Below are 23,417 nucleotides of genomic sequence, written 5' to 3' on the forward strand. Positions count from 1 at the left end.
TGTCCACAGCGGTTGCGCTTTCTGTCTCTTGGCCTTAGGGAAAGGACGGCCCACATGCCCGCAGACCTCGCCGTCATCGGACTCGGTCACCTCGGCCTGCCCCTCGCCCAAGCAGCCGTCGGCGTGGGAATCCACACCGTCGGTTACGACACCGACCCACGCCCCTACGCCGAACTCTCCGCGGGCCGTACGCCGGTCGAGGGATCCCTCAGCGCCTCCGACATCCGCCGCATGGTCGCGGGCGGCTTCCGGCCCACCGCCGACCCGGCCGAACTGGGCCGGGTGCGCACCGCCGCGATCTGCGCGCCCACCCCGCTGGGGCCGGACCGCACCCTCGACCTCGGCGCGGTGACCGACGCGGCACGGGCCCTCGCCGCCCGGCTGCGGCCGCACACCACCGTCCTGGTGGAATCGGCCGTGCCGCCCGGCACCACCGAGAACGTCGTGCGCCCCTTGCTGGAGGAGGGCTCCGGGCTGCGCGCCGGGAGGGACTTCCACCTGGCCCACTCCCCCGGCCGCCTCGACCCCGGCAACCGCACCCATGTGTACGGCAACACCCCGAAGGTCATCGGCGGCCTCACCCCCGCCTGCACCGAATCGGCCGCCGCCTTCTACGGGCGCCTCACCGACAAGGTCGTCCGGGCCCGCGGACCCCGCGAGGCGGAGATGACGAAGGTCCTCGAAACCAACTTCCGGCACGTCAACATCGCCCTGGTCAACGAGATGGCGGTGCTCTGCCACGACCTCGGCGTCGACCTCTGGGACGTCATCAGGTGCGCCGAGACCAAGCCGTTCGGCTTCGAGCCGTTCCGCCCCGGCCCCGGTGTCGGCGGCCACGGCGCCCCGGTGGACCCCGGCTACTTCCCGTACAACTCGCGCACGCCCGGCCACCCGTTGCGCATGGTCTCGCTGGCCAAGGAGATCAACGACCGGATGCCCAGCTACGTCATCCAGCGCTGCGCGACCCTGCTGAACGAGCACGGCAAGTCCGTCCGGGGAGCCAGAGTCCTGCTGCTCGGCGTCACGTACAAGCCGGACCTCGCCGACCAGGAAGCCTCGCCCGCCCGTGAGATCGCGACCCGGCTGATGGACATGGGTGCCCAGATCGGCTACCACGACCCGCACGTCCTGGACTGGCGGGTGCGCGACCTGCCGGTCCCGCGCGCCGACTCCCTCTACGAGGCCGCCGCCGGAGCCGATCTGACGGTGCTCCTCCAGCACCACCGGACGTACGACCTCCAGGGCCTCGCGGTGAAGGCCCAGCTCCTCCTGGACACCCGGGGAGCGACCCCGGCGGGGGCCGCACACCGACTGTGACGCCCGCCGGGGAGGGCCCGCCGGGATTACCGGTGGGCCCTGTCGGCGCGGGCTGCTAGCCTGCGGCGTCACTTCTCGCGCACCAGTGCGTACGTCCCAGGGGGAACACGATCATGAGCCAGCCCGTACAGCCGCCGAACCCGCCGCAGCAGCCCTACGGCGGTCAGCCCGCCGACGGCAACCCGTACGCGGCACAGCAGCAGCCCGGCAACCCCTACGCGGGTCAGCAGCAGGGCCAGCAGCCCGGCGCTCCGACGGGCAACCCGTTCGGCCAGCAGGTCCAGCAGCCCGGCCAGTTCGGCGGCGGACAGTTCGCCGGCGGCCCGTTCCCGCCCGCCCCGCAGGCAGCCGGCAACAAGGTCGGCCTCGGTGTGCTGGCCGCCCTCGGCGCCGCGCTCGTGGCCGCCGTCCTCTACGGCGTCCTCGCCGGGTCCATCGAGCGTGAGGTCGGCTACGCGGCCATCGGCGTCGGCTTCCTGACCGGCTTCGTCGGGAGCAAGGTCGGCGGCTCCAACCCCGCCGTCCTCGGCGCGGGTGTCGTCTTCTCCCTGGTCGCGGTCTTCTTCGGCCAGCTCATCGGCATGTCGATGATCCTCGCGGACGGCCTGGGCGTCGGCTTCACCGAGGTCTTCTTCGACCACTTCGGTGACGTCTTCGACATCTGGAAGGAGGAGGCCGACTTCATGACGTACCTCTTCCTCCTCCTGGGCCCGGTGGCCGCCTTCGGCGGCGCCAGGCGCGCCGGCTGACACCCGACGGCACACGCGCGACGGCCCGGACCACTGTGGTCCGGGCCGTCGCGCGTACGGCGAGGGCGGTCAGCGGCGGTGCTGCGAGTCCGCCACCGTCACCTCGACGCGCTGGAACTCCTTGAGGTCGCTGTAACCCGTGGTGGCCATCGCCCGGCGCAGCGCGCCGAAGATGTTCATCGAGCCGTCGGGGCTGTGCGAGGGACCGGTCAGGACCTCCTCGGTCGTGCCGACGGAGCCCAGGTCGACCAGCTTGCCGCGCGGCACGTCCTCGTGGACGGCCTCCATGCCCCAGTGCCGGCCACGGCCGGGCGCGTCCGTGGCACGGGCCAGCGGGGAGCCCATCATCACGGCGTCCGCGCCGCAGGCGACGGCCTTGGGGATGTCGCCGGACCAGCCGACGCCACCGTCCGCGATGACGTGCACGTACCGGCCGCCGGACTCGTCCATGTAGTCACGGCGGGCCCCGGCCACATCGGCGACCGCGGTCGCCATCGGGACCTGGATGCCGAAGACGTTGCGCGTGGTGTGCGCGGCGCCGCCGCCGAAGCCCACGAGGACACCGGCCGCGCCGGTGCGCATCAGGTGGAGTGCGGCGGTGTAGGTGGCGCAGCCACCGACGATGACCGGGACGTCCAGCTCGTAGATGAACTGCTTCAGGTTGAGCGGCTCGGCCGCACCGGACACGTGCTCGGCGGAGACCGTCGTGCCGCGGATGACGAAGATGTCCACGCCCGCGTCGACGACCGCCTTGGAGAACTGCGCGGTGCGCTGCGGCGACAGCGCGGCGGCGGTGACGACACCGGAGTCGCGCACCTCCTTGATGCGCCGGCCGATCAGCTCCTCCTGGATGGGGGCGGAGTAGATCTCCTGGAGCCGCGGGGTGGCGGCCTCGACGGGCATCTCGGCGATCTCGTCGAGGAGCGACTGCGGGTCCTCGTGCCGGGTCCACAGCCCCTCGAGGTTGAGGACGCCGAGGCCGCCCAGCTCACCGATGCGGATGGCGGTCTGCGGGGAGACCACCGAGTCCATGGGGGCGGCCAGGAACGGCAGCTCGAAACGGTAGGCGTCGATCTGCCAGGCGATCGAGACCTCCTTCGGGTCCCGGGTGCGGCGGCTCGGCACGACAGCGATGTCGTCGAATGCGTAAGCCCGGCGGCCGCGCTTGCCGCGCCCGATCTCGATCTCAGTCACGATGTGTGGCCTTTCCCTCTACGTCTGCGCTGACCAGTATCCCCGACACGTGCATGAGGGGCGGTACCGGGAACTCCGGTCCGCCCCTCAGCTGCGTCGACGTGTTACTTCCTGCTGTAGTTCGGCGCCTCGACCGTCATCTGGATGTCGTGCGGGTGGCTCTCCTTGAGGCCCGCCGAGGTGATCCGGACGAAGCGGCCCTTGCTCTCCATCTCGTCCACGGACGCCGCACCGACGTAACCCATGGTCTGACGGAGGCCGCCGACCAGCTGGTGGAGGACGTTGGCCAGCGGGCCGCGGTAGGGCACCTGGCCCTCGATGCCCTCGGGTACGAGCTTGTCGTCGGAGGACACCTCGGCCTGGAAGTAACGGTCCTTGGAGTACGACCGTCCCTGTCCGCGGGACTGCATGGCGCCCAGCGAGCCCATGCCCCGGTACGACTTGAACTGCTTGCCGTTGATGAACATCAGCTCGCCCGGCGACTCCTCGCAGCCCGCGAGGAGGCTGCCCAGCATCACGCTGTCCGCACCGGCGGAGAGCGCCTTGCCGATGTCACCGGAGTACTGGAGGCCGCCGTCACCGATCACCGGGACACCCGCGGCACGCGCGGCGAGCGCGGCCTCGTAGATCGCGGTGACCTGCGGGACCCCGATGCCGGCGACCACGCGGGTGGTGCAGATCGAGCCGGGACCGACGCCGACCTTCACGCCGTCGACACCGGCGTCGATCAGCGCCTGGGCGCCGTCGCGGGTGGCGACGTTGCCGCCGATGACGTCGATGCCGACGCTCGACTTGATCTTCGCCATCCAGTCGAGGGCGTTGCTGTTGTGTCCGTGCGAGGTGTCGACGATCAGGAAGTCGACCCCGGCGGACGCGAGCGCCTGCGCACGGTCCAGCGCCTCGGGGCTGGCCCCGACCGCGGCGCCGACCAGCAGACGGCCTTCGGCGTCCTTGGCGGCGTTCGGGTACTGCTCGGCCTTCTTGAAGTCCTTGACCGTGATGAGGCCCTTGAGGATGCCCGCGTCGTCGACCAGCGGCAGCTTCTCGATCTTGTGGCGGCGCAGCAGCTCCATGGCCTCCACGCCGGAGATGCCGACCCGACCGGTGACCAGCGGCATCGGCGTCATGACCTCGCGCACCTGGCGCGCCCGGTCCGACTCGAAGGCCATGTCACGGTTGGTCACGATGCCGAGGAGCTTGCCCGCGGGGTCGGTGACCGGCACCCCGCTGATGCGGAACTTCGCGCAGAGCGCGTCCGCCTCGCCGAGTGTGGCGTCGGGGTTCACGGTGATCGGGTCGGTGACCATCCCGGACTCGGACCGCTTGACCAGGTCGACCTGGTTCACCTGGTCCTCGATCGAGAGGTTGCGGTGCAGCACGCCCACGCCGCCCTGGCGGGCCATGGCGATGGCCATCCGAGCCTCGGTCACCTTGTCCATGGCGGCCGACAGCAACGGGATGTTCACTCGCACGTTGCGCGAGATGAGGGACGAGGTGTCGACCGCGTTGGGCAGAACCGCGGAGGCGCCCGGCAGCAGTAGCACGTCGTCGTATGTCAGCCCGAGCGTCGCGAACTTCTCGGGCACTCCGTCGACGTTTGCAGTCATGACACCTTCCCCAAATGGCCTTGATCGGTGCGGATGTCCATGCTAACGGCCTCGCGGGGCGTCTCATTCCACGAACAAGATCACCTGGCGGTTCTGTGGCTTCCTCCACACCGCCGGGGAGATCGTCACTGACCCGCGAGGGCCCGCAGCCTGCTCAGTGCACGGTGCTGGGCGACCCGGACCGCCCCCGGGGACATCCCGAGCATCTGCCCGGTCTCCTCGGCGGTCAGCCCGACCGCGACCCGGAGGACCAGCAGCTCGCGCTGGTTCTCCGGCAGATTGGCCAGGAGCTTCTTGGCCCAGGCCGCGTCGCTGCTGAGCAGCGCCCGCTCCTCGGGGCCGAGTGAGTCGTCGGGCCGCTCCGGCATCTCGTCGGAGGGCACGGCCGTGGATCCGGGGTGCCGCATCGCGGCGCGCTGGAGGTCTGCGACCTTGTGCCCCGCGATGGCGAACACGAAGGCCTCGAAGGGTCTGCCGGTGTCCTTGTAGCGCGGCAGCGCCATCAGTACCGCCACGCAGACCTCCTGAGCGAGGTCCTCCACGAAGTGACGGGCATCACCGGGCAGTCGGCTCAGCCGGGACCTGCAGTAGCGCAGAGCGAGGGGGTGTACGTGGGCCAGCAGGTCATGGGTGGCCTGCGCGTCGCCGTCGACGGCGCGGTGCACCAGAGCACCGATCACCGTCGTCCCGTCCTCACGCATCGGACCATGGTGCCCTGAGGCCGTCCGATCCGAGGCACCGCGTCCCGGGTTGTGCACCGAAGCGTTATCAGCGGGTGCGACCGGAGCACGATCAGCGGGTGCGACCGGACCTTGGTCAGCGGGTGCGACCGGAACAGGGTCAGCGGGTGCGTCAGGGCGGCCGGCGATTGCGCCGGAACCACCACCGTGTGCGCCGGCTCGTGCGTCGCCGGCGTTGTGAGCGGGTGCGCCGGATGTCATGTCCTGCGCCCTCCCCTTCCGCTCGACCGAATGTTCCCCGAGGAACTCCACCACCCCAAGGATGCGGCATCGGCCAGGAAGCGTCACACAGCGCTGGTAGGGAGGGCCCGGCCGCAGGTCCGCCGCCACCGTCGCCCCGTCCGCAGGCTCACGGACGGGAACGCACGGCTACCGGCCGCGTAGCGGCGTCATCGGACCAGACCCCAGCGGAATCCGAGCGCGACGGCGTGCGCACGGTCCGAGGCGCCGAGCTTCTTGAACAGGCGCCGCGCGTGGGTCTTCACCGTGTCCTCGGAGAGGAACAGCTCGCGCCCGATCTCGGCGTTGGAACGCCCGTGGCTCATCCCCTCCAGCACCTGGATCTCCCGCGCGGTGAGCGTCGGCGCCGCGCCCATCTCGGCGGACCGCAGCCGGCGCGGCGCGAGCCGCCAGGTCGGGTCGGCGAGAGCCTGGGTCACGGTCGCACGCAGCTCGGCACGCGAGGCGTCCTTGTGCAGGTAGCCGCGGGCACCGGCGGCGACCGCGAGCGCGACGCCGTCCAGGTCCTCGGCGACGGTGAGCATGATGATCCGGGCTCCGGGGTCCGCCGAGAGCAGCCGCCGGACCGTCTCCACACCCCCCAGCCCGGGCATGCGTACGTCCATCAGAATCAAATCCGAACGGTCGGCCCCCCAGCGGCGGAGGACTTCCTCACCGTTGGCCGCAGTCGTCACACGCTCGACGCCGGGCACGGTCGCAACCGCGCGGCGGAGCGCTTCTCGGGCGAGCGGGGAGTCGTCGCAGACGAGGACGGATGTCATGACCGTCCTCCGCAGCTGATGCGCGTCACCTTGAGCCTCCAGGCTGATACAAGTCGTCACCTGTGCGGTTGACCCCCTCGGACATCTGCCCGAGCTCGATCTCCGTCAACCGCCTCCCCCTCAACAACGACGGTCACTCGAAAGAGTTACGGGCCAAAGCATCCGGTTCGGCACTCTAAGTGAGGGGGCGCTCACACAGGAGAGCGACACGGGGTCATTCACCCGTCAACCGAATCCCCTCATAGTGACCTGCCCCATTTAGCGGGTTTTCTTCCCTTTTGCTGGCGTCTGGGGCTAGATTCGCAATCAGTCATATTTACATCTACTAACACCGTAGATGTACGGTCGGGACTCCGGTCACCGATGAGCACCGACGGTCGTGGATGCCGTTTCCGAACCAGCAAGGTTTCGAGGGGACACGCAATGGCAGATTTCTCCCGCCTTCCCGGACCCAACGCGGACCTGTGGGACTGGCAGCTGCTGGCCGCCTGCCGCGGGGTCGACAGCTCGCTGTTCTTCCATCCCGAAGGGGAACGTGGAGCAGCCCGGAGCGCCCGTGAGACCTCGGCCAAGGAGGTCTGCATGCGCTGCCCGGTGCGCGCCGAGTGCGCGGCGCACGCACTCGCGGTACGGGAGCCCTACGGCGTATGGGGCGGCCTGACCGAGGACGAGCGCGAAGAACTCATGGGCCGCGCCCGCAACCGTCTGATCTCCGCCCACACGGGACCGCCGCCGGAGGCCGACCACACCTGAGACCTCACACGGCCCATCGAGCGCTGAAACGTTTCCTCGTCAGCGGGCCCGTCGCCGGACACCGAGGCGAAGGCCGGCCGTGGACGCGAGGGCCGGTCAGCGTGCGGCTGCCCGTGACAGCTCGTCCAGGGTCGCCGCCACCGCCGGAACCCGGGCGAGGTCGGACAGGGTGAGGGCGACGACCTCCCGCTCCACGGCCGGCTCCACCATCACGGTGCACGCCCCCTTGGGACGTACGGATTCGAGGGCAAGCCCGGGCAGGACGGCGACGCCGAGGCCCGCCCCGACGAGCCCGATCACCGCCGGGTAGTCGTCCGTGGCGAAGTCGATGCGCGGAGTGAAGCCGGACTCCTCGCACACCTCCACCAGCTGGCGACGACAGCGCGGGCAGCCGGCGATCCACGGCTCGTCGGCCAGCTCCCCGATGCCCACCGCCTCCGCCCCGGCGAGCCGGTGGCCCTCCGGGACCAGCCCGATGAGCCGGTCCTTGAGCAGCGGACGGACGACCAGGTCGTCCCACTCCCCGCCGACGTTCCCGTAGCGGAAGGCCAGGGCGATGTCACAGTCGCCGTCGCGCAGCATCTCCACCGAGCGCGGCGGTTCCGCCTCGACGAGCGAGACCTGGGTGCCGGGGTGCGCGGCGCGCAGCGCGGCGAGTGCGCCGGGGACCAGCGTGGAGCTCCCGCTCGGAAACGACACGAGCCGTACGCGGCCGGCCCGCAGCCCGGCGATCGCGGCGACCTCCTCCTCGGCGGCGGTCAGCCCCGCGAGGATCCCGGAGGCGTGGCGCACCAGCGCCTCTCCCGCCTGGGTGAGCCGCATCTCGCGCCCCGTACGGATCAGCAGCGGAGTGCCCGCGGATCCCTCCAGGGCCTTCATCTGCTGACTGACGGCAGGCTGGGTGCAGCCCAGCTCCCGCGCGGCGGCGGAGAACGAACCGGTGGTGGCCACGGCGCGCAGGACACGGAGATGACGAGCTTCGATCACCCATCAACCATAAGCGACTCTTGCATCCCCGGTCGAATAATCATGAGCGGCTTTGGGGATCTCGCGGTTAGCCTGTTCCGTTATGAAGGTGCTCACCGTGAATCTCGGCCGCCCCACGCCCTCCGCGCACTCCGACGCGGCCGACAGCCTCACCGGGATCGGCAAGCAGCCGTCCGACGGCCCCGTACACGTGACCGACCCCGGCCCCAAGGGCAGCGGCGGCAGCGGTCTCGCCGGTGACGCCGTGTGCGACCTGCGCCACCACGGCGGCACGGACCAGGCGGTGTACGCGTACGCCCGCGAGGAGCTCGACGCCTGGGAGAAGCAGCTCGGCCGGCCCCTGCCCAACGGTGCGTTCGGCGAGAACCTGACGACCCTCGGTGTCACCGTGAGCCACGCCCGGATCGGGGAACGCTGGCGGATCGGTGACGAGCTGGTCCTGGAGGTGACGTCGGGCCGCATTCCGTGCCGTACGTTCGCGGGCCACCTGGGCGAGCGGGGCTGGGTGAAGCGGTTCACCCAGGAGGGGGCCACGGGCGCGTACCTCCGGGTGATCGAGCCGGGGACGATCCGTTCCGGTGATCCGGTCGAGGTGGTGCACGTGCCCGATCACGACATCACGGCGGCCCTGGAGTTCCGGGCGACGACCACCCGGCGGGAACTGCTGCCCCGCCTGCTCGACGCCGGTGACGCGCTGCACGCGGAGACCCTGCGCGCGGCTCGGGCGTACGCGGCGGAGCACGGTGCCCCGACCGCGTCCTGACGGAGCGGAGAGCGGTGTCCCGGCCCGGCGGAGAAGGCGGGTCGGCCGCCCTGCGCGCGGGGCACTAACGTGCCGCCTATGACGACTGCACTGATTACGGGCGCGACGGCGGGGATCGGGGCCGCCTTCGCACGGCGGCTCGCGAGTGACGGGCACAATCTGGTGCTGGTGGCCCGGGACACCGAGCGGCTGCGGGCCCAGGCCACGGAGCTGCACGACGGACACGGCATCGAGGCCGAGGTGCTGACGGCCGACCTGTCCACGGACGCCGGGATCGAGGCGGTCGCCGCACGCCTGACGGACCGGGTGAGCCCTGTCGACCTGCTGGTGAACAACGCCGGTTTCGGCAACAAGGGGCGTTATCTGGACGTCTCGATGGCCGATGAGCTGACGATGCTGAAGGTCCACTGCGAGGCGGTGCTCCGGCTGACCTCCGCCGCGGCGGGCTCCATGCGGGAACGTGGTCGCGGAGGGGTGGTCAATGTGGCCTCCGTCGCGGCGTTCCTGCCGCGGGGGACGTACGGGGCGTCGAAGGCGTGGGTCGTCCAGTTCACCCAGGGCGCGGCGAAGGACCTGGCGGGTTCGGGGGTGCGGCTGATGGCGCTGTGCCCCGGCTTCGTTCGGACCGAGTTCCACGAGCGTGCCGGGATGGGGACGGGCAACATCCCGGACTGGATGTGGCTCGACGCGGACAAGCTGGTGGCCGCGGCCCTGGCGGACCTGGCCCGGGGCAGGTCCGTGTCGATCCCGGACCCGCGCTACAAGACCCTGATGGGACTGGTGAAGCTGACGCCCCGGGGCCTCCTCGGCGGAGTCACCTCCCGCGCGGGCCGGACGTACGGCCCGAAGTAGGCGGAGCACGGCGGACGCACCGAGGCCCGGTGCCCCCGCGACGGGGGTACCGGGCCTCGGTGGCGTACGGAGCCGTACTAGTGCGAGTGGCCGTGGCCGCCGTGACCGGCGTCGGCCTCTTCCTCGGCCGGCTTCTCGACGACCAGGGTCTCGGTCGTGAGCAGCAGCGACGCGATGGACGCGGCGTTCTCCAGGGCGGAGCGGGTGACCTTGACCGGGTCGATGACGCCGGCCTTCACCAGGTCGCCGTACTCGCCGGTCGCGGCGTTGAAGCCCTGGCCCTTGTCGAGCTCGGCAACCTTCGAGGTGATGACGTAGCCCTCGAGGCCCGCGTTCTCGGCGATCCAGCGGAGCGGCTCGACGGCGGCGCGGCGCACGACCGCGACACCCGTGGCCTCGTCGCCGGTCTTGTCGAGGTTGCCCTCGAGGACCTTGACGGCGTGGACCAGAGCGGAGCCACCACCGGAGACGATGCCCTCCTCGACCGCGGCGCGGGTCGCGGAGATGGCGTCCTCCAGACGGTGCTTCTTCTCCTTGAGCTCCACCTCGGTGGCGGCACCGACACGGATCACGCACACGCCGCCGGCCAGCTTCGCGAGGCGCTCCTGGAGCTTCTCGCGGTCCCAGTCGGAGTCCGTGGCCTCGATCTCGGCCTTGATCTGGTTGACGCGGCCCTTGACGTCGGCGGAGTTGCCGCCGCCGTCGACGATGGTCGTGTCGTCCTTGGAGATGGTGACGCGGCGGGCGGTGCCCAGCACGTCGAGACCGGCGCCGTCGAGCTTGAGGCCGACCTCCTCGGCGATGACGGTCGCACCGGTGAGGGTGGCGATGTCACCGAGCATGGCCTTGCGGCGGTCACCGAAGCCCGGGGCCTTCACCGCGACGGCGTTGAAGGTGCCACGGATCTTGTTGACGACGAGGGTGGAGAGCGCCTCGCCCTCGACGTCCTCGGCGATGATCAGGAGCGGCTTGGAGGCACCGGCCTGGATGACCTTCTCCAGGAGGGGGAGCAGCTCCTGGATGGAGCCGATCTTGCCCTGGTGGATCAGGATGTACGGGTCGTCGAGGACGGCCTCCATACGCTCCTGGTCGGTCACCATGTACGGGGACAGGTACCCCTTGTCGAAGGCCATGCCCTCGGTGAACTCGAGGTCCAGACCGAAGGTGTTGGACTCCTCGACGGTGATGACACCGTCCTTGCCGACCTTGTCCATCGCGTCCGCGATGAGCTCGCCGACCTGCGGGTCCTGCGCGGAGAGCGCGGCCACGGCGGCGATGTCGGCCTTGTCGTCGATCGGGCGGGCGGTCGCGAGGAGCTCCTCGGACACGGCCTTCACGGCGGCGTCGATGCCCTTCTTCAGGGCGGCCGGGGACGCGCCCGCGGCGACGTTGCGCAGGCCTTCGCGGACGAGGGCCTGGGCGAGCACGGTGGCGGTGGTGGTGCCGTCACCCGCCACGTCGTTGGTCTTGGTCGCCACCTCCTTCACCAGCTGGGCACCGAGGTTCTCGTACGGGTCGTCGAGCTCGACCTCGCGCGCGATGGTGACACCGTCGTTGGTGATGGTGGGAGCGCCGAACTTCTTGTCGATGACGACGTTGCGGCCCTTCGGGCCGATCGTCACCTTCACCGTGTCGGCAAGCTTGTTGACGCCGCGCTCAAGGGCGCGACGGGCGTCCTCGTCGAACTTCAGGATCTTCGCCATGGGCTGAGCTGTCCTCTCAAACGAACTGCGCCCCTCGCCGCCCGGCTAGTTATTTCGCGGGGGCCAGGGGCGCAGAACAGAAGCAAACGTGGGTGAATTACTTCTCGACGATCGCGAGAACGTCGCGCGCCGAGAGGACGAGGTACTCCTCGCCGTTGTACTTCACCTCGGTGCCGCCGTACTTGCTGTACAGAACGACATCGCCGGTCTTGACGTCGAGCGGAAGGCGCTCGCCGTTCTCGAAGCGGCCCGGGCCCACGGCCAGGACGACGCCCTCCTGGGGCTTCTCCTTGGCGGTGTCCGGAATGACCAGGCCGGAAGCCGTGGTCTGCTCGGCGTCGAGCGGCTGGACCACAATGCGGTCCTCGAGCGGCTTGATCGCAACCTTGGAGCTGGTGGTCGACACGATCCGGTCTCCCCCTTCGGAGATCTCACGGGGTTTAACAGTCTGTGGGATGCCCGACCGGACCGATCCGTCGTCGCGGGTGCCGGACCTGCCCTGTCGCGCAGTGGTGCTGGCACTCTCCCTTGGGGAGTGCCAGCACTGACACTATGACCGCGGTTAGCACTCGGTCAAGCGGAGTGCCAATTCACCACCCTCGCGTGGCGTCGTGGAACCGGCGCACGCCCGGACAACGCGGGAGACCGCCGCGGTGTTCCGGCTCCGTTCCGGCGACACGGAGTCACCCTCGCGCGGGCCGCTCCGCTCAGACGTAGTCCTCCAGCCTGGCCACGGCGTACCCCTTGTCCGTGACCGTCTTCATGACGCGGCGGACCATGTCGGCCATGGATCCCTCCCAGTCCTCACGCCCTCGGAAGTGGGTGAGGATGATGTCGCCCGGGTGCAGGTCCTGGTCCCACTCGCGCCACTCCATGTGGTCGGGGAACGCCTCGGCGGCCCACAGGGGCACCGCCGTGATGCCGCAGGACTTGGCGGCGCGCAGGGTGTCGCCGTTGTAGTTGCCGTACGGCGGCCGGAAGAGGGTGGGCCGCTTCCCGAAGCGCTTCTCGATGACGTCCTGCTCGCCGCAGATCTCCCGCCGCTGCTCGGCCGCCGAAAGCCCCGGGAGGTAGCGGTGGTTGAGCGTGTGGTTGCTGAGGGTGACCCCCCGGGCCTGCATGTCCTTGAAGTAGTCGTAGTCGTCACTCACCACGTAGTCGCTGAGGAAGGCGCTGTACGGGATCTTCAGCTCCGTCATCATCCGCAGCAGTTCGGGGTCCTTCTCCGCCCCGTCGTCGATCGTCAGGAAGACGACGCGCTCCTTGGTGGGGACCGTGGTGAAGACCGGCGGGAGCGACTCCCCGCCCTCCACCTCGAACCCCTCCCGGGTCGTGATGCGGGGCCGCACGGCGGGCGGTGGAGGGGCGGTGAGCGGGACCTTCGCCAGGCCCCATCTCTTCGCGGCGGCGACACGGGCCGCCTGCTCCCGTTGCTTCCGCTCCGCCTCGGCAGCGGCGGCGGCGGGGCCCGCCGGAGGGGCCGGGGCTCCCGGAGGGGCGGCGGCTCCCGGTTGCCCGGCGGCGGGTCCCTGGCGCACGGCGGCGTCGTCCACGCCACCGCCGGCGCATCCGGACGCGGCGGCTCCGGCGAGCAGGGCCACCAGGATCGCGCAGACCGTTCCGCGGTGCTTCGTGGTGGATTTTTCTGTTTGTCGTACTAGCTGCATGGCGCCGCATCCTGCCACCGGGTCACCGGCCGCCTCCCGCGACACCTCCGGCGGGCCCGCCGGGTCCCCCGGCTGGCTCACAATGGACGCGTGAACGCCCTTCCCCCCGCCGATCAGGCCGACCCCGCCGACCCGCTCACCGCCTTCGCCGCCCTGCGCACCCCGGAGGGCGCGGCGCTCCTGGACGAGCTCCGCGACCACGACCCCGCCCGGGAGCTGGCGACCGCGACCCGGCTGCGCCGCACGCACCCCGCCGCCCTCGTCTCGGCGGCGCTCGGCCAGGCACGGCTGCGGCAGCGCGCGGTCGCGAAGTTCGGGGCGGCGGACGCCTACCGCATGTTCTTCACCCCCGACGGCGTGGAACAGGCGACCCGCACCTCCGTCGCCGGCTACCGCGCCGGACGGTTCGCGGAGCTCGGCGTGCGCAGCGTGGCCGACCTGTGCTGCGGCATCGGCGGCGACGCCATCGCCCTGGCACGGGCGGGCATCTCGGTCCTGGCCGTGGACCGCGACCCGCTCACCGCCGAGGTCGCCCGCGCCAACGCCGAGGCGCTCGGCCTCCAGGACCTCGTCGAGGTGCGGTGCGCCGATGTCACGGAGATCGACACCTCCCCGTACGACGCGGTCTTCGTCGACCCGGCGCGACGCGGCGGGCGGGGCAGGATCTTCGACCCCGAGGCCTATTCACCACCGCTCTCCTGGGCGACCGAGGCGGCGCTGAAGGCCCCCCGGGCCGCGCTGAAGATCGCCCCCGGTGTTCCGCACGAGGCGATCGAGCCACGGGCCGAGGCCGAGTGGATCTCGGACGGCGGCGACGTGAAGGAAGCCGTGCTCTGGTTCGGCGAGGGCTTCGCCCCCGGCGCCTTCCGGGCCACGCTGCTCCCGTCGCGCACGACACTCGTCTCCGACGGCCCGCTCCCCGCCCCGCCGGTCGGCCCCGTCGGCCGCTACCTCCACGAGCCGGACGGCGCCGTGATCCGCGCCCATCTGGTGGCCCTCGTCGTGGAGAGCTGCGAGGGCAGGCTGGTCGACGAGACGATCGCGTACGTCACGAGCGACGCGCCCTACGCCTCGGATGCCACGGCCTCGTACGAGATCACCGATCAGCTGCCCTTCCACATGAAGAAGCTCAAAGCGCTGCTGAGGGAGCGTCAGGTTGGCGTGCTGACCGTCAAGAAGCGTGGCTCGCCGGTCGAACCGGAGGAGCTGCGGAGGAAGATGAAGCTCCAGGGGCCGAACGCCGCCACCGTCTTCCTGACCCGGGTGGCCGGGGCCCCGACGATGCTGATCGGACAGCCGGTGCGGCGGCCCTGATCAGCCGTCCACCCGGACCAGCGGGTCCGCCGGCACCCCGAGGAGCACCCGCAGCACCCAGCGCCGGTGGGCGAACGCCTTCACCAGCCCGGTCAGCCCGGTCAGCCAGGCGAGGAACCCGAGCCCCATCAGCCAGGCCACCAGGCCGTACGTCTCCTGGCCCGCGCGGGCGGTCGCCGGGACGGCCACGCAGCCGAACAGGCCCACCGCGCAGAGCACGGACGACGTCAGCATCCAGGCCAGGCTCGCCCGCGGCCTGCGCAGCGTCAGATCCCCCACCGGGTCGCGGTCCAGCCCGCCCCACTCCACGAGGAGCCGGTGGACCCGCGCGTCCCTGGCCACGCCGGTCGCCAGAAAGACGGCCGCCGGGATCAGTACGGCGGCGCTGACGGCGAGGCAGATGACGCCCGGAACCATGCCCAGCGCGTCGTAGGCGTCCTCGAACATCAGGAACGCCGCACCCGCGAGCGACCAGCCGAGCGCCGCGATCCCGGCCCACATCAACAGGGCCCCGAGCCTCGCGGGGCCGATGAACAACCGCACCAGCTCGCCCAGGATCGACGCCCGGTCCCGTACCAGGGCGTCGCGGTCGGGCCACGTACGTATCTCCACGGGCGGGGGCGGCGGCGGAAGCGGCGAACGATCGGTCATGGCCCAGACAGTATCGAGTGCGCGCGCCGCCCTCCGGCGGTCGTACGGCCCGCGGGGGTCAGGCCAGCGGATACGACGTGCGGCCGGACGCCTCGTCGATCTCGTCGTGCGCCTTGGTGAGCAGCTTCATCGCGAGCTCGTTGAGCGCCCGGGCGCCCGCGATCTCCTCGCCCACCCTCGGCTGCTCCGCGTCGGAGGGGTGACGGCTGGCGTATCCGTGGGCCCGCACCTCGGTCCCGTCACTCAGCCGCACCATCGCGGCCGCGCGGGTGCGGTGGGTGTCCTCCTCGAATTCCAGCTCGATGTGCCATCCGACCGTGGTCTCCATCATGTCGGTCACCTCCCGGATTCCTGCTTCCAGGGTGCGCCCGTTCCGCTGCCCGCGCACGGCGTGCGCCACGGGCCCGGGCGCCCCCGCTCAGGCCTCCTGGAGTGCCTTGACGTCGAGCTTCCGCATGCCCGTCATCGCCTTCATCACCCGGCCGGCGCGGGCGGTGTCGGGGCCCGCGAGCAGCTCGGGCAGCACCCGCGGGACGATCTGCCAGGACATCCCGTACCTGTCCTTCAGCCACCCGCACACGCTCTCCTCACCGCCTTCGGTGAGGGCGTCCCAGAACCGGTCCACCTCCTCCTGCGACCCGCAGTCGACGGACAGGGAGACGGCCTCGGAGAAGGTGAACTCCGGGCCACCGTTGAGAGCGATGTACTCCTGGCCGGCCAGGAGGAAGTCGACGGTCAGCACCGAACCCGCGTTCGGCGACCCCTCGGTCCACCGGGTGGTGTCCACGATGCGGGAATCACCGCCGAAGACCGAGACGTAGAACTCGGCGGCCTCCTGGGCCTGGTGGTCGAACCAGAGACAGGGCCTGATCTTCTGCATGGTCTCTCTCCTCACACGGTCCGGTGCGTCTCAGGACGCTGTGAAAGGTAGACCTCCCCCGCGCCGGAAACTCATCGTGACCCGCGGCGGCACGGACCCTCTCAGCCGTCCGCCGGACCCAGGGACTCGAAACGCCACCGGTGGACCGGGCGGCTGGTCAGCCCGGCCTCCGGCTCCGGCAGCTCGGGCAGCTCGTCCTCGTACGCCGCCTCCCACCAGGTCAGGACCAGCACCCGGTCCTGCGGGGCGCGCAGCAGCTCGCTGCGCAGCGGCTCCCGGGCCAGCTCGGCCGTCCGGGACCGGGCCCACTCCAGCAGCTCCGCGCCCCGGCCCTCGGTGGCGCGGGCCTCCCACATCAGGGTGACGGTCATGAGTACAGGTTGTCCTTGCTGATCTCGTGCACGTGGTCGTGGCCGTGCGCGTGAACACCCGGCACATGCGGCTCCGTGACCGGCAGCGAGGAGTCCGCCGAGAGGTCCAGGTCGGAGACCGGTCGGTTGCGCGCCACCATCTCCGCGCCGAGCGCGGCGACCATGGCCCCGTTGTCCGTGCACAGCCCGGGCCTCGGGACCCGGAGCCGGATGCCCGCCTTCTCGCACCGCTCCTCGGCGAGCGCCCGCAGCCGCGAGTTGGCCGCGACGCCGCCGCCGATCATCAGGTGGTCGACGCCCTCGTCCTTGCAGGCCCGGACGGCCTTGCGGGTGAGGACGTCCACCACGGCCTCCTGGAAGGACGCCGCCACGTCCCGTACGGGCACGTCCTCACCGGCCGCGCGCTTCGCCTCGATCCAGCGCGCCACGGACGTCTTGAGGCCGGAGAAGGAGAAGTCGTACGCGGGGTCACGCGAGCCGCTCAGGCCGCGCGGGAAAGCGATCGCCTTCGGGTTCCCCTCCTTGGCCAGCCGGTCGATGACCGGCCCGCCGGGGAAGCCGAGGTCCAGCACCCGTGCGATCTTGTCGAAGGCCTCGCCCGCCGCGTCGTCGATGGTCGCGCCGAGCGGCCGTACGTCGTTCGTGATGTCGGGGGCGAGCAGCAGCGAGGAGTGCCCGCCGCTCACCAGCAGCGCCATCGTCGGCTCGGGCAGCGGGCCGTGCTCCAGCTGGTCGACGCAGATGTGCGAGGCGAGGTGGTTGACCCCGTAGAGCGGCTTGTCCAGCGCGTACGCGTACGCCTTGGCGGCCGATACGCCGACGAGTAGCGCCCCGGCGAGCCCGGGACCCGCCGTGACCGCGATGCCGTCGAGGTCACGGGCGCTGATCCCGGCGTCCTTCAGAGCGCGTTCGATGGTGGGGACCATCGCCTCCAGGTGGGCGCGGGAGGCGATCTCCGGGACGACTCCGCCGAAGCGGGCGTGCGTGTCGACGCTGGACGCGACGGCGTCGGCGAGGAGCGTCGTCCCGCGCACGACACCGACGCCGGTCTCGTCGCAGGAGGTCTCGATACCGAGTACGAGCGGTTCGTCAGCCATCAGTCTGTCTCTGTTCCTTGTACGGTCAGGCGCATGACGAGTGCGTCGATGTTGCCCGGCTGGTAGTAGCCCCGGCGGAAGCCGATGGGTTCGAACCCGAAGCGTTCGTAGAGCTTCTGCGCGCGGGTGTTGTCGACCCGGACCTCCAGGAGCACGGCGGTGCACTCGAAGGCGGTGGCGTGCCGGAGCAGGTCGGTCAGGAGTTCGTAGCCGAGGCCGCCGCCCCACTGGCCGCGGCTGACCGCGATCGTCTGGACGTCGGCGAGGTCGCCGGCCGAGGCGAGGCCCGCGTAGCCGACGATCCGGCCGTCGGCGGGATCCTCGGCGACGACGTAGCGGTGGGTGGCCCGGGGGCCCCGGGCGCGGGCCAGTTCGGACCAGAACATGCCGGCCGACCAGGCGTCCTCGGGGAACAGTTCGTGTTCCAGCTCCAGCACCGGCGCGATGTCCCACCAGCGCATCTCGCGGAGCACAGCGGTAGTGGCGGTCACTTGGGGGTGACCACCTTGTAGTTCTTCGGGACCTGGGCGTCGGGCCTGCGCAGATAGAGCGGCTGCGGCGGCAGCAGCGCGGCGCCCGAGGCCAGCCGGTCGACGGCCAGGGCGGCGAGCGCACCGGCGGAGACGTGTTCCGGGCCGCGGGCGTCCGGGAACGCCTCGGGATAGAGCAGCGCGCCCGCGCCGACGACGGGCAGCCCGGCTAGCCGCTCCGCGACGTCGGCGGGCCGGTCGACGGCGGGCTCGCCGTCCCGGGTGCGGGAGTCCTCGTACCGCGCCCAGTAGACCTCCTTGCGGCGCGCGTCGGTCGCCACGGCGAACGGGCCTTCGAGGCCGTCCCGGCCGGCGGCGTACGCGAGGGCGTCGAGCGTGCACACGCCGTGCACCGGTACGGAGAGGGCGGAACCGAAGGTCGCCGCGGTGACCAGGCCGACACGCAGCCCGGTGTACGGGCCGGGGCCGACCCCGACGGCCACGTCGGTCACGGCGGCGAGCTTCACCCCCGCCTCGGCGAGCACCCGGTCGACGGCGGGCAGCAGCAGCTCCCCGTGCCTCCGGGCGTCGACCTGGCCGGTCTCGGCGACGACGGAGGTCCCGTCGTGCAGGGCGACGGTGACGGCGGGGGTGGCGGTATCCATGGCGAGCAGCAGCACACAAACAGCCTACGGCTCCGCCGACTCGGCCATCGCCGCCCGTGGAGCGTCCCGGTCTGCCCTTCCGCTGCTGGTACCGTCGCCGGGTATACGCGCGTGTACGACATAAATGCTTGTACGACATGCGACGGTACGCAGACGGACTGCATGTGAAAGGGGACCTCACGGTGGCAAGGGGCAGCTCGGGAATCGTGGCCGGGCTCACTGCCGCGGCGGTGGCCGCGGTCTGTTTCCTCGCCTACCAGGCGTCGGCGAACGCGCCCGACTCGGTCGCCGCCCCCTCGGCAGCGCCCTCCGGGGCTTCGGCCTCCCCGAAGCCCGAGCCGAAGCCGAAGCCCACGAAGGATCCGCTCGCGATCCCGGCGGACTCCGACACGGGGGCCCGCGTCGTGTACGCGCTCAAGGACCGCCGGGTGTGGATCGTGGACGACCAGGAGAAGGCCCTCCGGACCTTCACCGTCATGCCGAGCGCCGTGAACCCGCTGCCCGGCGCGTACGCCGTGACCTCGCGTTCCGGCAGCATCAAGGGCTCGGACGGCGTCATGATCGAACACGTGGTGCGCTTCGCGAACGTGGAGGACGTGTCGGTGGGCTTCAGCGCCGCACAGGACAACTCGATGGCCAGCCCCGACCCCACGATCAAGACCGGCGGGGTACGCATGAAGCGGGCCGACGGCAATGCGCTGTGGACCTTCGCCACCGTCGGCGTGAAGGTCGTCGTCGTCCCCTGAGGGCGTTGTACCCCCCGAGGGCGTTCCAACCCTGAAGGCCGGCAGGCCTACGCCGCGTCGCGTCCCACGTCTTCTGTGTCGTCGTCCTCGTCGGCCCGCTCGTCGCGGGGCGGCGTCGACACCGCCGTGGCGGCCGCACAGGAGGCCAGCAGGTCCTTCATCGACACCGCGGACACCGACGGCGGCTCCGCCTGCGACGACTGCGGCCGCACTTCACGCTCGGGCGTAGGCATGCTGCCTCCTCGGGCTTCGTCCAAGGGCGTGGCCAGGCGCGCCCGCTAGTTAGGTACACCTAACCAATCCCTGCACCCATGGGAACACGCCGGGCCTCCCGCGCGCAACATTTTACCGACGACCTGTCGGAAAGAGTCGGCGGCACCCTGGATACGGCGGGAACCGGGCGGGCCGCCCGCCGACGAACCCCCGCTCAGAGGGCCGCCAGCTCCGCGCCCAGCCTCGACCAGCGCGCCCCGATGCCGATCAGCGTCACCGTGCGGCGCTCGTCGTCCGTGTCACCGACGGCACGGTCGATCACCACCCGCAGCCGGTCCTCCGACAGTTCCTCGACCTTGCCGTCACCCCACTCCACGACGATCACCGACTCCAGCAGCGACACGTCGAGGTCGAGGTCCTCCATCTCGTCGAGGCCGCCGCCCAGGCGGTACGCGTCGACGTGGACCAAGGCAGGGCCCTCGCCCAGCGGCGGATGGACCCGGGCGATCACGAAGGTCGGCGAGGTGACGGCGCCGCGTACCCCGAGGCCTTCGCCGAGACCGCGGGTCAGCGTCGTCTTGCCCGCGCCGAGCTCGCCGGTGAGCATCACCAGGTCGCCGGGGGCCAGGACACCGGCGATCCGGCGGCCCAGCTCCTTCATCTCTTCGGGGGACTCCACGGCGACGTCCAGGGTGACGGTGCCCGGTGCGGCGGTGCCGGTCACCGGGCCGTTGTGCGCTGCTTCCATGCCGACCAACGGTAGAGGATCAGCCCGTCCCTGCCGGAACCGCGCCGATCCGCACCAGCAGGTCCGCGAGCCGGTCGGTCACGGTCTCCGGGTGCTCCAGCATCACCAGATGACCGGCGTCCGGCACGATGACCAGCTCCGCGTCCGGAAGCTCGTCCGCGATGGCCTCGCTGTGCGAGCTGGGCGTCACGAGGTCCTTGTCCCCGGCCAGGATCAGCACCGGGAGGCCGCGGAAGACCGGCAGGGCCGCGCTCTTGTCGTGCTCCGTGAACGCCGGGTAGAACTCCGCCACCACGTCGATCGGGGTCGACTCGATGAGCCGCTCCGCGAACCGCGCGACGGCCGGATCCACGTCCCGCGATCCGAACGAGTACCGCTTGATCAGCCCCGCGAACAGGTCGGCGGTCGCCCGCCGCCCGCGCTCCACCAGCTCGGTCTGCGAGCCGAGCGCCCTCAGCACCCCGGGCAGCACCCGGCGCACCGCGTTCACCCCCGCCACCGGCAGCCCGAAACTCACCTCGCCGAGCTTGCCGCTCGACGTCCCGACGAACGCGACCGCCGCCACCCGGTCGCGGATCAGCTCCGGATACCGGTCGGCGAGCGCCATCATCGTCATGCCGCCCATGGAGTGCCCGACCAGCACCAGCGGGCCGTCGGGAGCCGCCGCGTCGATGACCGCCCTGAGGTCGCGGCCGAGCTGGTCGATGCCGACCGGTACGCCCCCGGCCTGCGCCCTGCCCCGCTCGGACCTGCCGTGACTGCGCTGGTCCCAGTGGACGGTGCGGACCAAGCCGCGCAGCGCGGCCCGCTGGAAGTGCCAGGAGTCCTGGCCGAGGCAGTAGCCGTGGCTGAAGACGACGGTCAGGGGTGCGGGGTCCTTGCTGCCGAAGAGCCTGCGCCGACGAGGTCCGGAGCCCGCCGGTGCACGCGCCCCGGAGGCGTCGCCCGCCCGGCCCGTGCCACCGTCCGGTTCGATCTCGTCGACCTCGTAGTACAGCTCGGTGCCGTCGTCCGCGACCGCCCGGCCGGGCAGGCCGCGCAGCGAGCCGTACGGCCCGGAGGCGTCGAGCGCGAGGCGGGCCTTCTTGCGCATGCCCCGGCCCACGGTCAGCCGCTCGACGGCGACGCCCGCGGCCGCGCCCGCGGCGAGGACGCCTATCGCCGCCCCGGCGAAACCCGCCCGGCGCCAGCCGGCCGCCGCGACGGCCGCCGTCGCCACCACGTCCTGCGCACCGGTCTCACTCACCGTGCCGCGCTCCTTCGTCGTAGATCATGACCACACCGCCGGGGCCCGGCTGTCAGTCCCGGCCGGAGTCCTCGTGGAGATGGACGCGGGGGACGCGTGCACCGATGCGCGTCACGATCTCGTACGCGATCGTGTCCGCCGCCCGCGCCCAGTCCTCGACGCTCGGCTCGCCCCGGTCCCCCGGCCCGAACAGCACCGCTTCCGCACCGGCCTCCAGAGGTTCTCCCCCGAGGTCGACCACGAACTGGTCCATCGCGACCCGGCCCGCGATCCTGCGTACGGCGCCTCCGACGAGGACGGGGCCCCGGCCCGAGGCATGGCGTGGGATGCCGTCCGCATAGCCGACCGGCACCAGCGCCAGCGTCGTCTCGCCGGGGGTCGTGTAGTGGTGCCCGTAGCTGATGCCGTGGCCCGGGGGCACCTGCTTGACCAGCGCGACGGAGGCCGCGAGCGTCATCACGGGGCGCAGCCCGAAGTCGGCGGGGGTGCCCAGCTCGGGGCTGGGCGAGATGCCGTACATCGCGATCCCCGTGCGGACGAGGTCGAAGTGGGACCCGGGCACCGTGAGCGTCGCCGGGGAGTTGGCGATGTGCCGCACCTCGGGCCGGACGCCCTCCTTCTCCGCGTACGCGACCATGTCGCGGAACACGTTCAGCTGGGCCGCGATCGACGGGTGGCCCGGCTCGTCGGCGCAGGCGAAGTGCGACCAGAGGCCGGTGACCTCCAGGACGCCCTCGTCCTCGGCGGCGAGGGCCGCCGAGACGAGTTCCGGCCAGTCGGCGGGCTGGCAGCCGTTGCGTCCCAGGCCGGTGTCGGCCTTGAGCTGGACCCGGGCCGGCACACCGGCCTCCGTGGCGGCGGCGACGACCTCGTGGAGCGCCCACATCCCGCTCACCGAGACGTCGATACCGGCCTCGACCGCCTCGCGCCACGGGCCGCCCGGCGTCCACAGCCAGCACATCAGCCGGCTGTCGATCCCCGCCTCCCGCAGTGCGAGCGCCTCGTGCGGGGTGGCGGTTCCCAGCCAGGTCGCACCGGCCTCCAGCGCCGCCCTGGCGCAGGGCACCGCCCCGTGCCCGTACGCGTCGGCCTTCACGACGGCCATGAGCTGTGCTCCGGACGCCCGCGCGCGCAGCGTACGCACATTGGCGCGCAGCGCGGCGAGGTCGATCTCGGCACGGGCTCTCAGGGTCGCTGTCTCGTTCATCGCGCCCAGTGTCTCAGAGCCGTACGCCCGTGCCCTCGACCTCTCTGCCCGGTGAGGCGGTCAGCGGTGGTCGAGGGCCTGCTCCAGATGCCCGACGAGGACCGGGACATGGCCGGCCTCGACGTCCTTCACGGCGGTGACGAGGGTGACTGCGCCGCCCTGCCGCAGCAGGGCGAGCAGCTGTGCGACGGCCTCGGTGTGCGCGGGGTCGCCGAGCTCGGTGCGGTAGCGGTCCACGAAGTCGTCGTACCGGGTGCCGGAGCGGTCCTCGTGGTACCAGGTGCGGAGTTCCTTCGAAGGGGTCAAGTCCTTGGCCCACAGGTCGATCGCGGCGTCCTCCTTGGAGATCCCGCGCGGCCAGAGCCGGTCGACCAGCACGCGGGTGCCGTCGTCGTCCTCCGGCGGGTCGTACACCCTGCGTACCCGGATCCTGCTGCCGCTGCCCACGACCGATCACCTCGCGTTCCTGTGGCTTC

The 23,417-nt window shown here is 71.5% G+C and carries 27 protein-coding genes; 7 read left to right on the top strand and 20 right to left on the bottom strand.

The window, feature by feature from the left end:
* The first annotated feature begins 54 nt into the window (after positions 1–54).
* Positions 55–1,317 carry a nucleotide sugar dehydrogenase gene (locus ABT001_RS16060; RefSeq protein WP_351277328.1) on the top strand — a complete coding sequence of 421 codons (1,263 nt, stop codon included), beginning with the start codon at positions 55–57 and terminating at the stop codon, positions 1,315–1,317.
* 113 nt (positions 1,318–1,430) lie between these two features.
* Entirely contained in the window at positions 1,431–2,066 is a 636-nt protein-coding gene (locus tag ABT001_RS16065; RefSeq protein ID WP_351277330.1) for a hypothetical protein, read from the top strand.
* A gap of 69 nt (positions 2,067–2,135) precedes the next feature.
* Here the strand turns inward: ABT001_RS16065 and ABT001_RS16070 are convergent, their stop codons facing one another.
* The 4 genes from ABT001_RS16070 to ABT001_RS16085 form a co-directional block, all read right to left on the bottom strand.
* Positions 2,136–3,260 (bottom strand): GuaB3 family IMP dehydrogenase-related protein, encoded by a 1,125-nt coding sequence (locus ABT001_RS16070; protein ID WP_351277333.1) that lies wholly within the window; start codon positions 3,258–3,260, stop codon positions 2,136–2,138.
* Positions 3,261–3,364: 104 nt separating this feature from the next.
* Entirely contained in the window at positions 3,365–4,867 is a 1,503-nt protein-coding gene (gene guaB / locus ABT001_RS16075; protein ID WP_351277336.1) for an IMP dehydrogenase, read from the bottom strand.
* A 125-nt stretch (positions 4,868–4,992) separates the two neighbouring features.
* The gene (locus ABT001_RS16080; protein ID WP_103514145.1) at positions 4,993–5,568 is read right to left on the bottom strand and encodes a sigma-70 family RNA polymerase sigma factor; all 576 of its coding nucleotides are present in this window, start codon (positions 5,566–5,568) and stop codon (positions 4,993–4,995) included.
* A 428-nt stretch (positions 5,569–5,996) separates the two neighbouring features.
* The gene (locus ABT001_RS16085) at positions 5,997–6,608 is read right to left on the bottom strand and encodes a response regulator transcription factor (protein WP_003948568.1); all 612 of its coding nucleotides are present in this window, start codon (positions 6,606–6,608) and stop codon (positions 5,997–5,999) included.
* 423 nt (positions 6,609–7,031) lie between these two features.
* Here ABT001_RS16085 and ABT001_RS16090 point away from each other — a divergent pair, with 423 nt between their 5' ends.
* Positions 7,032–7,361 (top strand): WhiB family transcriptional regulator, encoded by a 330-nt coding sequence (locus tag ABT001_RS16090; RefSeq protein ID WP_351277339.1) that lies wholly within the window; start codon positions 7,032–7,034, stop codon positions 7,359–7,361.
* Positions 7,362–7,457: 96 nt separating this feature from the next.
* Here ABT001_RS16090 and ABT001_RS16095 read toward each other — a convergent pair whose 3' ends face one another.
* Positions 7,458–8,348, bottom strand: a complete 891-nt coding sequence (locus ABT001_RS16095) for a LysR family transcriptional regulator (protein ID WP_351277341.1) — start codon at positions 8,346–8,348, stop codon at positions 7,458–7,460.
* 82 nt (positions 8,349–8,430) lie between these two features.
* Here ABT001_RS16095 and ABT001_RS16100 point away from each other — a divergent pair, with 82 nt between their 5' ends.
* Both ABT001_RS16100 and ABT001_RS16105 read left to right on the top strand, forming a co-directional pair.
* Positions 8,431–9,111: an MOSC domain-containing protein gene (locus ABT001_RS16100; RefSeq protein WP_351277343.1), complete on the top strand. Its 681-nt coding sequence runs from the start codon at positions 8,431–8,433 to the stop codon at positions 9,109–9,111.
* A gap of 78 nt (positions 9,112–9,189) precedes the next feature.
* Complete coding sequence (locus ABT001_RS16105; RefSeq protein ID WP_351277345.1) at positions 9,190–9,963, top strand: SDR family NAD(P)-dependent oxidoreductase; 774 nt, start codon at positions 9,190–9,192, stop codon at positions 9,961–9,963.
* A 77-nt stretch (positions 9,964–10,040) separates the two neighbouring features.
* Here the strand turns inward: ABT001_RS16105 and groL are convergent, their stop codons facing one another.
* The 3 genes from groL to ABT001_RS16120 form a co-directional block, all read right to left on the bottom strand.
* Complete coding sequence (gene groL, locus ABT001_RS16110; protein ID WP_351277348.1) at positions 10,041–11,666, bottom strand: chaperonin GroEL; 1,626 nt, start codon at positions 11,664–11,666, stop codon at positions 10,041–10,043.
* A 97-nt stretch (positions 11,667–11,763) separates the two neighbouring features.
* Entirely contained in the window at positions 11,764–12,072 is a 309-nt protein-coding gene (gene groES / locus ABT001_RS16115; RefSeq protein WP_003966899.1) for a co-chaperone GroES, read from the bottom strand.
* 301 nt (positions 12,073–12,373) lie between these two features.
* Positions 12,374–13,333: a polysaccharide deacetylase family protein gene (locus ABT001_RS16120; protein ID WP_351277351.1), complete on the bottom strand. Its 960-nt coding sequence runs from the start codon at positions 13,331–13,333 to the stop codon at positions 12,374–12,376.
* 90 nt (positions 13,334–13,423) lie between these two features.
* Between ABT001_RS16120 and ABT001_RS16125 the strand changes: the two genes are divergently transcribed.
* Entirely contained in the window at positions 13,424–14,647 is a 1,224-nt protein-coding gene (locus ABT001_RS16125) for a THUMP-like domain-containing protein (protein WP_351277353.1), read from the top strand.
* On the opposite strand, the gene ABT001_RS16130 is transcribed toward ABT001_RS16125, so the two are convergent.
* The 7 genes from ABT001_RS16130 to tsaB all read right to left on the bottom strand — a co-directional run bounded on the left by ABT001_RS16130 (position 14,648) and on the right by tsaB (position 18,781).
* Complete coding sequence (locus tag ABT001_RS16130; RefSeq protein ID WP_351277356.1) at positions 14,648–15,298, bottom strand: hypothetical protein; 651 nt, start codon at positions 15,296–15,298, stop codon at positions 14,648–14,650.
* Between the two features lie 58 nt (positions 15,299–15,356).
* Positions 15,357–15,629, bottom strand: a complete 273-nt coding sequence (locus ABT001_RS16135) for a DUF1876 domain-containing protein (RefSeq protein WP_351277358.1) — start codon at positions 15,627–15,629, stop codon at positions 15,357–15,359.
* A gap of 87 nt (positions 15,630–15,716) precedes the next feature.
* Complete coding sequence (locus ABT001_RS16140) at positions 15,717–16,178, bottom strand: VOC family protein (protein WP_351277361.1); 462 nt, start codon at positions 16,176–16,178, stop codon at positions 15,717–15,719.
* 101 nt (positions 16,179–16,279) lie between these two features.
* On the bottom strand, positions 16,280–16,549 hold the full coding sequence (locus ABT001_RS16145; protein WP_351277364.1) for a hypothetical protein: 270 nt from the start codon (positions 16,547–16,549) through the stop codon (positions 16,280–16,282).
* The gene (tsaD, locus tag ABT001_RS16150; RefSeq protein WP_351277367.1) at positions 16,546–17,646 is read right to left on the bottom strand and encodes a tRNA (adenosine(37)-N6)-threonylcarbamoyltransferase complex transferase subunit TsaD; all 1,101 of its coding nucleotides are present in this window, start codon (positions 17,644–17,646) and stop codon (positions 16,546–16,548) included. The genes ABT001_RS16145 and tsaD overlap by 4 nt, the downstream gene beginning before the upstream one ends.
* A complete protein-coding gene (gene rimI, locus ABT001_RS16155; protein ID WP_351277370.1) occupies positions 17,646–18,137 on the bottom strand; it encodes a ribosomal protein S18-alanine N-acetyltransferase in 492 nt (163 codons plus the stop codon). Before rimI ends, tsaD begins: the two co-directional genes overlap by 1 nt.
* Entirely contained in the window at positions 18,134–18,781 is a 648-nt protein-coding gene (gene tsaB, locus ABT001_RS16160) for a tRNA (adenosine(37)-N6)-threonylcarbamoyltransferase complex dimerization subunit type 1 TsaB (protein WP_351277590.1), read from the bottom strand. The genes rimI and tsaB overlap by 4 nt, the downstream gene beginning before the upstream one ends.
* 206 nt (positions 18,782–18,987) lie before the next feature.
* Between tsaB and ABT001_RS16165 the strand changes: the two genes are divergently transcribed.
* Positions 18,988–19,527: a hypothetical protein gene (locus tag ABT001_RS16165; RefSeq protein ID WP_351277592.1), complete on the top strand. Its 540-nt coding sequence runs from the start codon at positions 18,988–18,990 to the stop codon at positions 19,525–19,527.
* A 47-nt stretch (positions 19,528–19,574) separates the two neighbouring features.
* On the opposite strand, the gene ABT001_RS16170 is transcribed toward ABT001_RS16165, so the two are convergent.
* The 5 genes from ABT001_RS16170 to ABT001_RS16190 form a co-directional block, all read right to left on the bottom strand.
* A complete protein-coding gene (locus ABT001_RS16170) occupies positions 19,575–19,760 on the bottom strand; it encodes a hypothetical protein (protein ID WP_351277373.1) in 186 nt (61 codons plus the stop codon).
* A 194-nt stretch (positions 19,761–19,954) separates the two neighbouring features.
* Complete coding sequence (gene tsaE / locus ABT001_RS16175; RefSeq protein WP_351277375.1) at positions 19,955–20,488, bottom strand: tRNA (adenosine(37)-N6)-threonylcarbamoyltransferase complex ATPase subunit type 1 TsaE; 534 nt, start codon at positions 20,486–20,488, stop codon at positions 19,955–19,957.
* Positions 20,489–20,507: 19 nt separating this feature from the next.
* On the bottom strand, positions 20,508–21,734 hold the full coding sequence (locus tag ABT001_RS16180; protein ID WP_351277378.1) for an alpha/beta fold hydrolase: 1,227 nt from the start codon (positions 21,732–21,734) through the stop codon (positions 20,508–20,510).
* A gap of 52 nt (positions 21,735–21,786) precedes the next feature.
* Entirely contained in the window at positions 21,787–22,941 is a 1,155-nt protein-coding gene (gene alr, locus ABT001_RS16185) for an alanine racemase (protein WP_351277380.1), read from the bottom strand.
* Between the two features lie 60 nt (positions 22,942–23,001).
* Positions 23,002–23,388: a DUF488 domain-containing protein gene (locus ABT001_RS16190; RefSeq protein WP_351277383.1), complete on the bottom strand. Its 387-nt coding sequence runs from the start codon at positions 23,386–23,388 to the stop codon at positions 23,002–23,004.
* Between the last annotated feature and the right edge of the window lie 29 nt (positions 23,389–23,417).

Source organism: Streptomyces sp. NPDC002793 (genome assembly GCF_040295485.1).
In the GTDB taxonomy this organism is placed as follows: Bacteria; Actinomycetota; Actinomycetes; order Streptomycetales; family Streptomycetaceae; genus Streptomyces.